At 31.4% G+C, this 10895-nt stretch carries 8 protein-coding genes and 1 pseudogene; 7 read left to right on the forward strand and 2 right to left on the reverse strand.

What is annotated here, in order from left to right:
* Nucleotides 1-165 precede the first annotated feature (165 nt).
* The 7 genes from CLV48_RS06870 (at nucleotide 166) to gmd (ending at nucleotide 9227) form a co-directional block, all read left to right on the forward strand.
* On the forward strand, nucleotides 166-960 hold the full coding sequence (locus tag CLV48_RS06870) for a polysaccharide biosynthesis/export family protein (RefSeq protein ID WP_425430710.1): 795 nt from the start codon (nucleotides 166-168) through the stop codon (nucleotides 958-960).
* 36 nt (nucleotides 961-996) lie between these two features.
* Entirely contained in the window at nucleotides 997-3336 is a 2340-nt protein-coding gene (locus CLV48_RS06875) for a GumC family protein (protein WP_106566515.1), read from the forward strand.
* An 8-nt stretch (nucleotides 3337-3344) separates the two neighbouring features.
* Complete coding sequence (locus tag CLV48_RS06880) at nucleotides 3345-4709, forward strand: oligosaccharide flippase family protein (protein ID WP_106566516.1); 1365 nt, start codon at nucleotides 3345-3347, stop codon at nucleotides 4707-4709.
* Between the two features lie 28 nt (nucleotides 4710-4737).
* Nucleotides 4738-5625 carry a glycosyltransferase family 2 protein gene (locus CLV48_RS06885; protein WP_106566517.1) on the forward strand — a complete coding sequence of 296 codons (888 nt, stop codon included), beginning with the start codon at nucleotides 4738-4740 and terminating at the stop codon, nucleotides 5623-5625.
* A gap of 316 nt (nucleotides 5626-5941) precedes the next feature.
* Nucleotides 5942-7015 carry a glycosyltransferase gene (locus CLV48_RS06890; RefSeq protein WP_106566518.1) on the forward strand — a complete coding sequence of 358 codons (1074 nt, stop codon included), beginning with the start codon at nucleotides 5942-5944 and terminating at the stop codon, nucleotides 7013-7015.
* Between the two features lie 92 nt (nucleotides 7016-7107).
* The gene (locus tag CLV48_RS06895; RefSeq protein ID WP_106566519.1) at nucleotides 7108-8067 is read left to right on the forward strand and encodes a GDP-L-fucose synthase family protein; all 960 of its coding nucleotides are present in this window, start codon (nucleotides 7108-7110) and stop codon (nucleotides 8065-8067) included.
* Nucleotides 8068-8078: 11 nt separating this feature from the next.
* A complete protein-coding gene (gene gmd / locus CLV48_RS06900; RefSeq protein ID WP_106566520.1) occupies nucleotides 8079-9227 on the forward strand; it encodes a GDP-mannose 4,6-dehydratase in 1149 nt (382 codons plus the stop codon).
* A gap of 121 nt (nucleotides 9228-9348) precedes the next feature.
* On the opposite strand, the gene CLV48_RS06905 is transcribed toward gmd, so the two are convergent.
* Together CLV48_RS06905 and CLV48_RS20900 are read right to left on the reverse strand one after the other, a co-directional pair.
* On the reverse strand, nucleotides 9349-10626 hold the full coding sequence (locus CLV48_RS06905) for an O-antigen ligase family protein (RefSeq protein ID WP_146140074.1): 1278 nt from the start codon (nucleotides 10624-10626) through the stop codon (nucleotides 9349-9351).
* A gap of 135 nt (nucleotides 10627-10761) precedes the next feature.
* Nucleotides 10762-10895 (reverse strand): annotated as a pseudogene (locus tag CLV48_RS20900) (IS256 family transposase); the annotation flags it as partial.

Here is a 10895-nt window from a genome sequence, read left to right on the forward strand (position 1 = left end):
TAATGGGTTTACTTAAGAATAAAATTTATTTTTGAATATAAAAAAATGTAATTCAAATATAAAAAAATTTCATATATTTGATTTTTATTTTAACATCTTTTTATGAAGTTTGGCCTGAATATTAATTTATACAATAGATAGATAAATGATATGTGTAGTTTTACGTTGTTTAGAGAAAATTGGCGCTTAAGCCTTTACATTATTTTCATTTCGATAACCTCGTCCTGTTCAGTAAGGAATTTAACCTATTTTAGTGATCTTGATTATGATAAAATTTATACAAAAGAAATCACGAATGAGAATAGGGTAACAATTCAGACAGGTGATTTATTAAGAATAACTTTGAGTTCTCTTCAGCCAGAACTTAACTCAATGTTCAACGAGCCACTTGATGTAATGGATTACAACAGGACTGTAATTAAGAACATAAATGCGGAAGGTTTTATTGTTGATGAAGCCGGTATAATAAATATTCCAACAGTAGGTAATGTGAAAATTGCAGGTTTAACAAAAACTGAAGCTAAGACTATAATTGAGCAAAGGATTGGTGAGTATATTAAAGACCCAGTAGTTTCAATTCGATTTGTAAATTTTAAAATCACAGTGATTGGAGAAGTAAATAATCCCTCTACTTTTTTTGTCCCAAATGAAGAGATCAATATAATGGAGGCTTTAGGTCTCGCTGGCGATATGACAGAATTTGGACTTCGTGAAAGCGTTCTTTTGATAAGGGAAAAGGATGGTAAAAGGACAGTATCTAAAATTAACTTTAATTCAAGTGATCTTTTGGATTCACCTCTATTCTATCTTAAGCAAAATGATATTATTTACGTTCAACCACATAAGTTGAAAGCAGTCAAAGCCAGCACAAATGAAAGAAGTATGATTTTGTTAGGCATAGGTGCTTCTATAATTATTCCAATCTTATTTAATTGGCAAAATATATTTCAAATAAATTAATTAAAGAGAAAGGAATAATAATATAATTAGTTTAATATGAATCAAAATAAGGCTAGAAATAAGGGGGCTGGTGAGCCCATAGATTTGTTTAAATCCGTAAGGTTGCTTTTACCTTATTGGCCATATATAATAGCCTCAATTTTATTATTTGTAGGATTGTCATTTTTGTATCTAAAATCAGCTACACCATTTTATGAAATCACAAGTTCAGTTCTAATTAGAGAAGGTGAAAGAGCGGGTAATTTAACTGAAAGCCCAATTTTGAGTGATCTTGAGAATATCAAAACCACTGTTAAATTGGATAATGAGATCGAAAAACTAAGATCAAAATCGCTTCTTAATGAGGCAGTAATCTCCAAATCTGCATTTGTTACATTTTATGACAAAATTGGAATATTTAAAAGAGAAATAAGTCCTTACAATGTATCAATAAATATTGTTGTTCATGAATTTAATGAAGAGTTTTTATTAGAGGGAGAGGTTTTTACTATAAAAGTTTTGAATGAAAAGAAATTTGAAATAGAGTTTGCAAAGAATAAGAAAACTGAATTTAATTTTGGCGATAAGATTAAAACTGAGTTTGGGGTTTTTTCTTTAGAAAAGAAAAGTGAAGAAGATGCTATTAGTTTTCCTTTTTCAACTTTTGTCGTCAGGCTAGAGAACCCTATCGTAAAGACAGAAAGATATGCCAAAGCTTTAAACTTTGAGCAATCTTCTGTAAAGTCAAGTACGCTTTTCATAAGGTTACTTGATTCTTCTCCGACAAGGGGAAAGCAAATTCTTAATTCATTGATTGAGGGATATAATACCTCAAATCAAAATCAAAAAAATGAAGTAGCTTTAAAGACTATCAAATTCCTGGATGAAAAACTCTTTTTAGCAAAGAAGGAATTGGATTCTCTGGAAATGTATGTAGAACGGTTTAAACAACGTAATAGGGTTACTGACATAGGATTGGATTCAAGGATATATTTGGAAAGTACAGCAAGTACAAGTAAAGAAATATCTGAACTAAGCAATAAAATAGAAATTTTGGAGTCAATTGAGAGTTTGATAGCTGTTCAAGGCAGTGGCAATGAAACAATTCCCAGTTCTTTTGTGACTCTAGATCCTACACTATCTGAACTATTGTCAAAATATAATGATTTGTTGAGAGAAAGACAGAGGATTAGTAGGATCGTACAACCAAATAACCAACAGTTAATTTCTTTAAATGAACAATTATCAAGCCTTAAATCCAATATCCTTCAAAACATTAGAAGTAATAGATCGAATTTTGAAATTACAAGGAAAAACCTTGAGGAGAATTTAAATGTAAATAGATCTCAGGTGCAAAGAATTCCAGTAATTGAAAGAGAATTAATGGAAATTGATAGGCAAAAGGGGATCAAGCAAGAGCATTACCAATATTTATTAAGAAAGCGTGATGAATCTGCTTTAGCTTTGGAAGTTTCTGGGGTAAGTAGTTTGCAGGTGATAGACGCTCCGACAGCAAGTGTCAAGCCTGTTTCCCCAAAAAAATTAACGACTATAGGCATTGGATTTTTAGCTGGGTTAGCATTACCAATAATTGTTCTATTCTTAAAATATAATTTCTCTGAGAGAATTACTTCAAAGAAAATTGTAGAGGGTATTACCCAAGTGCCAATTTTAGGAGAAGTGGGTAAAAATGAGGAAAAAGGATATATAGTCGTTAAACCGGGAAGTATTTCCCCACCAGCAGAACAATTCAGACTGATTAGGAGCAATTTGGGATTCCTTTCCAAAAATGAGAACCAAGTAATTGCCATTTCATCTTCTATGTCTAAAGAGGGTAAGTCATTTACGAGTATCAATTTAGCTATTTCCTTAAGTTTGGTAGGGAAAAAGGTAGTTCTTGTTGACTTTGATTTGAGGCGTCCAAGTATTTTAAAGGCATTAAACCTTAATTCGGAAATTTCACTTAACAACTATTTTAACGAATCAATTAACGATTTTAAAAAAATAATTATACCATCTGGAATTGATGAAAATCTTTCTGTTTTGGGCTTAAATACCTATATAGAGAATCCTTCTGAATTAATAAATTCAAATAAAGTTTTGGGTTTACTTAAGAGTTTAAGATCAAGTTTTGATTATGTAATTGTTGATACTTCTCCTATGGGATTGGTCGCGGATCCTTTGTCTTTAAGTGAGGCGGTTGATGTTTTAATCTATGTTATTAGATTGAATTACACTAAGGTCAGTCAACTTGAAGAGTATGAGGAAGTTGTTCAAAATAATATTTTCAAACGAAACTTTTTAGTTTTAAATGACGCTGAAAAATTGTCCAGTAGTAAATTTGGATATGGGTATTACAGTTCTGATAAGAGTATCAGGGTTAAACATAAAGCTTAAAAACAAGTATGCATTTTTTTGAAATTCTTATAGATAGATTTAATAATCTGTATACAAGAGGGGACCGGTCTTCTTTAGTGTTTAAAAACATCGTCAACTCTTTTTTTTTTAAAGGATTGGGGATAGTTCTTTCATTGATTATAGTTCCAATGTCAATAAGTTATGTTGGTGCGGTGGAGTATGGTGTTTGGTTGACCGTAAGTTCTGTAGCCAATTGGATGAGTCAATTCGATTTTGGATTAGGGAATGGACTTAGAAATAAGTTGACTCAAGATAATTCTCAACAAGATTTTGAAAATGCAAGAATTTATGTAAGTTCGATTTATGCCATAATGACGTTGATTTCGCTTAGTTTTTTGGTAATATTTGTCATTTTGGATCAATTCTTAGATTGGGGTACTATATTCAATATTCCTGATGATTTGTCTTCTCCTGTCTCAGTAGTTGTTTACATTGTCATAATAGCATTTTGCCTGCAATTTGTTCTTCAGTTATTGCACAATATTTTAACTGCTGTTCATTTGAACTATAAGGCCAACTTTGTAAATACGTTTGCTTTGGTTATTTCTGTAATTGGAATGATCGTGCTATATTTATTCGATAATAGAAATTTGATTCATTTAGTCCTAGTTTTGGGATTCTCTCCAATTCTTTCTTTAATTATATTAAGCTTTTATTATTTTTTGAAAGAATTAAAGATGTTTGCTCCAAGTTTTTATAGAATTGATTTCCAAAAGTCTAAATCACTTATTACTACCGGAGGGCTTTTTTTTATAATTCAATTAGGTTCATTAGTTCTATATCAAACTTCAAATATAATAATTGCTAATGTTCTTGGTCATGAAGACGTTGCTGTATATAATGTTGTTTATAAATATTTTACAGCCTTGTTTATGCTTCTTTCAGTCATTTTAAATCCATATTGGACAGGTTTTGCTGAGGCATTTGGATTAGGTGATTATAATTGGTTAAGCAAAAATATGCAAAAGCTTAGGAAAATATTTTTATTGTTTATTTTATTATGCCTGATTGGTTTAATTGTGTCTCCATATGTTTTCCAAATTTGGATAGGGGAAAGATTGATAGTTCCATTTAATGTCACGCTAGCTGTTTCAGGATATTTTTTGAGTTTCTTCTGGTTGAATATACATATGATGTTGATAAATGGAGTAGGTAAGCTTAGGATTTCAGTTTTTGTAATAATTATTGCCTCTATAGTAAATGTTCCCTTTTCTATTTATTTAGGTCAATTTTGGGGATTGATCGGGATTGTGACAGCAAATTCCTCAATTTTAATAATTTTAGGGGTTATTGCATATGTACAAACTCAAAAGATAATTTATCAAAAAGCAGAAGGAATTTGGTTCAAGTAAAGTGGAATTAATTTGAGGGATATATATTATGAAAAAGATTGCAGTTTTGATTACCAGTTTTAATAGAGTTGAGAAGACGATCAATTGTCTTAAAAGTCTTTACAATCAAACAGGTTTAAACAATGTGGTTTTTCAGGTTTTTTTGACTGATGATAATTCTCCTGATCAAACTGGAAAAATAATTAAAAGTCAGTTTCCTGAAATACATGTTGGATATGGGGATGGTAATTTATTTTGGGCGGGAGGGATGAGGAATTCTTGGCAAATGGCAATAAATCAAGGAACCGACTTTGATTATTACTTGCTTCTTAACGACGATACATACTTGTTTGACGACTGTATTTCAAGAATATTGAATGTTGATAAAGAACTTTTGGATAAGTATAAAAAGGAAAGCATTATTATTGGAACAACAATTGATCCGGAATCTGGAAAATTCACCTATGGAGGCTTTAAATTAACTTCAAAATTAAGGTTTAAATTTAAATTTGTGAACAATTTGGAAGTAGAAGAACATTGTGATTTGGGCTGTGCCAATATTATGCTTGTCCCAGGAGCTATTGTAAAGCAAATTGGAATTTTAGGTGAAAAGTTTATTCATGGGATTGCAGATTTTGAATATACTTTGAGAGCAAAAAAACATGGATATTTAGTTTTTTCTGCTCCTGGTGTTTATGGGTATTGCAAATATGATCATGGAAAAAGTTGGAAATCACAGAAAACAAGTTTCAAAGAAAGGCTTGCCTATTTGTACAGTCCTAAAGGACTAGCATACAAAGAATTTATTTACTTTGTTAAAAAATATTTTCCTTTGGATACACCAATAATAGCTTCTAAACTTTGGATAAAAACCATATTCCCTTTTTTATATGACATGTTTAAAACAGATGGACAAATTATTAAAATAGACAAATGATGAATTTTAATGATTTAAGATTTGGTTGGAAATATATTGAGAAATTTAAAATATGAAAAAACTAATTCTTAGGCATAACAATTCAAAGAGTTCTTGTGGAGAAAGACTTTTCTTTGTACGGCATTTTTTTTTAAGGGTTTGTCTATTGTATTTTTTTGGTGAGAGTTTTGATAGGTTACTCCAAAGGTTTGAAAAGGTAAAGAGGATATGCAGTTATGGATTCTCTTGAAATTATACTAAGGTTAAAGATCCCTTAAAAAGATTTATTAGGTGAAGTTTTATTGGTCAGCAATTTATTAAAAAACAATTCTAATTTATGAAGGTACTTTTGCTCAATGATTATCCTATGGATAGCTATTACAAAGATTGGGAAAAGGGAATAACTCCTGGACAACAATTATGGGGAAAAACCGAAATCGACAAAATGGATGGTATTGAAATGATTATTCTATCCCATGAAGAAAACAAGTTTTTAAAAAAGCTTGGGAATTTATTTTTAATTCAACATTTAGACCTTCAATTGAGGGCATTAAAGTATTCGAAGGACATTGATGCTTATTATTCACCTTTTGGAACTGCTGCCACCAAACTACTTCTTGCATTAAAATTTTTGGGTCTATTAAAAACCCCTATTGTGGTAATGATACATTATCCCCTGTTAGGAATGAACTCTAAAAATAAATTTAAACGCTGGTTAGGTGAAAAACTTTTTAAAGGTTATGATAGAGCAATTTTTATTAGTAAGAGGCTTAAAATAGATGCATTGAATGCATTTCGAATTAGTGAGTATGATTGTAAAGAAAAGGTTCATTCAATGGATTGGGGATCTGAAACTTCTTATTATGAAAAATTTATTAATGAGGAGGAAGAAGAGGATTATGCAGTTACAAATGGTCAAACTGATAGAGATTTTGATACCCTCATAGAGGCATTTCGGGAGCTTGATTTAAAACTAAAAATATTTGCGAAAGCTGATTATAAGCCAAAAACAAAGGATATTCCTTCGAATGTTGAAATTTTTACTCATTGGATCAACAATAGTGATTTGTGCAGAATATATAATAGGGCTAAAATTGTCCTTATATGTTTCAAAATGAAAAGAAGCTCTACTTTGGGCTTAACAAGTCTTTTTGATAGCATGTCTATGGGTAAAGCCGTGATTATGACAGAGAACCCGTATATAGATATTGATATAAATAAAGAGGGAGTTGGTTTTACGGTGAAAGAAGGTGACATTGCGGCATGGAGGGAAAAGATTAACATTTTAATGGATAATCCTGTTTTGAGAAAGCAAATGGGGAAAAGAGGATTGGAATTACAAAACAAATATTATTCACTTGAAAAATTTGGATTAGCTCTTTTCGAGATAATTAAGTCATTGAAGAAATAAAATATTATTTCAATACAAAAAAATGTATTTTGAATATTTTAAAATGTTTTTTATTTTTACGTATTGTATTTTAACACAATCGCAACTGGGATATGTTAAGTAAAGAAACTAAGATTTACGTAGCTGGCCATAGAGGAATGGTAGGGTCTGCAATTTTTAGATTACTGGTAAAGAATGGATATCGGAATGTTATAGGTTTGGAAAGTTCAGAATTGGACTTAAGGAATCAGCAAGATGTGAATGTATTTTTCAATGAAAATCAACCAGAGGTAGTTATCGATGCAGCAGCTAGGGTAGGGGGGATTCTTGCAAACTCTAAATATCCCTATCAATTTTTAATGGAAAATCTACAGATTCAAAATAATCTTATTGATTTTTCGCTAAAATGTGGGGTTAAAAAATTTATATTTTTAGGCAGTTCTTGTATTTATCCAAAAATGTCTCAACAGCCAATTAAGGAGGAATACTTGCTAAATGGATTTTTAGAGCCAACCAACGAGGCATATGCTATAAGTAAAATTGCCGGAGTAAAAGCATGTGAGGCAGTAAAGAAACAATATGGATTGGATTATATCAGTCTGATGCCTACTAATCTGTATGGGCCATATGATAACTTTGATTTACAATCTTCCCATGTATTGCCTGCCATGATTAGGAAGTTTCATGAGGCAAAAGAGAAAAAAAATATAACTGTAGAATTATGGGGTTCAGGTAACCCCATGAGGGAATTTCTTCATGTTGATGACTTGGCAGAGGCAGTGATTTTTTCAATGGAAAATGAGTTGAAGGAAAGTCTTTATAATGTTGGAACAGGCACTGATATTTCCATTAAAGAATTAGCAAAACTTATCCAACAGATTACAGGCCATAAAGGGGACATTAAATGGGATACAACAAAGCCTGACGGAACACCCAGAAAGTTATTGGATATCTCTAAACTGAAAAATGAAGGTTGGGAATCAAGGATTGATTTAGAATCAGGGATTCTTTCTACATTCAATTGGTTCATTGATAATTTGAAAGACATAAAAGAAGTTAAACTTAATTTTTAAATTAATTGATCATGAAAAGGAAAGTCGCATTAATTACAGGAGTAACAGGCCAGGATGGTGCATATTTATCCGAATTTCTATTAAAAAAGGGATACGAAGTTCATGGCATTAAGAGGAGGTCCTCGTTATTTAACACAGACAGGATTGATCATCTATATCAGGATCCACATGAACCAAACAGAAACTTCTTTCTTCATTATGGTGATATGACAGATTCAATGAATCTTACCAAAATTATACAAGATACTCAGCCAGATGAGATTTATAACTTAGCAGCTATGAGTCATGTAAAAGTAAGTTTTGATATCCCAGAATATACCGCTAATGCAGACGGAATTGGTACTCTTAGAATTTTGGAGGCAGTAAGGCTACTAAACCTTCAAAATAAAACAAAAATTTATCAGGCTTCTACCTCAGAACTTTATGGATTGGTTCAAGAAACGCCACAATCTGAAAGAACACCTTTTTATCCACGTTCCCCATATGCAGTTGCCAAAATGTATGCATATTGGATTACTGTTAATTATAGGGAGGCTTATAATATGTTTGCCTGTAATGGGATATTGTTTAATCATGAATCTCCTCTAAGAGGTGAAACTTTTGTTACAAGAAAAATTACCAGAGCAGTGGCAAAAATTGCATTGGGGTTACAAAAACAATTGTTTATGGGTAATTTGGATGCGAAAAGAGATTGGGGACATGCTAAAGATTATGTAGAGGCAATGTATTTGATTTTACAGCAGGAAAATCCTTCAGATTATGTAATTGCTACTGGCAAAACAACTACAGTGCGTGATTTTATCACCATGGCCTTTAAGGAAATAGGTTTCATATTGAAGTTTGAAGGAGATGGAGTAGAAGAGGTTGGTGTTTTAGATAGTATCGACTTAAAAACAACAGAAAAGCTATTCGATAGAGTTAGATACTCAGTTAAAGTTGGAGATGTTTTGGTGAAAGTAAACCCAATGTATTTCCGACCTACAGAAGTAGATCTTTTGATTGGTGATCCAACAAAAGCCCAACAACAGCTAAACTGGAAACCAAAATATGATCTTAAGGCTTTAGTCAGTGAAATGGTGATTTCAGACTTAGCTCTTTTCAAAAAGGATATTGATCTAATTGATGCTGGACATTCAATTTCTTTACAAGAAGAGCTTTGATTCACCTACCGTTTAAATCAAACATCCCAATCTCGCAAAAAATATTTTAAAATTTAAAATGCTTTTAGTAACGCTAAGCTTTAATTAAATGCTTTAAAAATTTAATTCAAAAAAAGTTAGCCTAAGTAACAATTTCTTCATTTTCATCGTCTTCAAAACCAAAACTTAAATAAGGGATGAAGATGAAGATCAGCCCCAATGGAAGGGCAAAGATAGGTTCTCCAAAACCTAAACTTAGAAAGATTACAATTTGGTAGAAAGCGGCTTCATAACTTCCAAATTTTATGAATGCTAATCTTCCTACTTGAAAAAGTAAAAATAGCAATCCTACAAGACCAAATCTAGCCATGAAATCAAAAATACTGTTTGTTAAGTTGAATTTTGATATTGGAACTTCATAAACAGTGCTTTGGATTTCACCATAAGTGTTCCCTACACCTAAAATCAGTTTTTCCTTTAAATGCCGTAAAGTAAAAACTGCACTGGAGAATCTATTCAATTTTACTTCTCCTCCATTTTCAAAATAGTACTGAAGATCTGATTTAACTGCCTCAAAATCCTCCAGTTTTTCTAAATCCTCTTTATATGTTTGGGTTATTTTATCTCCTAAAAATGGTAAGTAGATAAATGCTAATGTTATAATTGTTAATAATGCAACAAGTCCTAAATTCCACGAACCTCCTTTTTGTCTATAAATAAAGAGACATAATACCGCATAACTTACAAAGGCAGTTGTAGAAAGCGTTGTAGCCAATGCAATAGATAAGATTAGAAATCTTTTGTCTAATTTGAAGTTGTTTTGAATGAGGTGAAAGTAGATGGCAAAAACCAAAAAACATCCAAATGCTCCCGGTTCCCATGCAAAGCCGGAATTTCTAATTGAATGTAATCGATCATAAGTAAAAACAATAATATTGGAATATGTATAAGGTATATCATCCATGGGAGGAAGGAAGCCCATCACAATTTTTCCAATTGAAAACAATTTATCTCCTCCTCCAAGGAGTTGAACTGTATAAAAAATTAGGGAGATTAGAGTTAAATGGTAGACAACGGTTGAAAATTGATAAAATAGATTTTCTTTCAGCGCAAGGCAAAATGCATAACTGAGCAAAATATATTTAAAAAGAAAAAGTATATCACTGACTAAAGAACTGAAAGGAAGGAGATTAATGGTATAGTTTCTTACAAATAATAATAATAGATAACCTGACATAAAGTATAAAAAAACCATTAAGTCTCCTTTGAAAACTCTCTTCATATAAAAACTATATGAAATTAGTATTAGCAGGAAAACTCCCCAAATTATGTTTGATTGTGTAATAAATGTGCCTTTTGAAGTTATAAGAAGAAAAAAAAACGTTAAAAAATAATCAAATTTATTTAATTTAGGATTCATACGGGTTTTTATTAATAGTAATGGAATTGTATGAAGGAAGTCAAATTTAGTCTAATAAATCGGTTTGTAAAATGAAAAATATTTGAATCGACACTATCCCGATAAGTGTGTAAACTTTAAATTATGATTTTATGGTCAGGTTTCAAGAAGCCTGACCCTATCACCAAATATAAGCAGGAAACTGTTAAGGATAGTACCCCAGTCTCGAATGGGCATAGTCCATTTTTTCGATGCTTCCCTTGCAGCGAGGAAAACAGACTTCATAACAG

The organism is Cecembia rubra (assembly GCF_003014575.1).
GTDB lineage: Bacteria > Bacteroidota > Bacteroidia > Cytophagales > Cyclobacteriaceae > Cecembia_A > Cecembia_A rubra.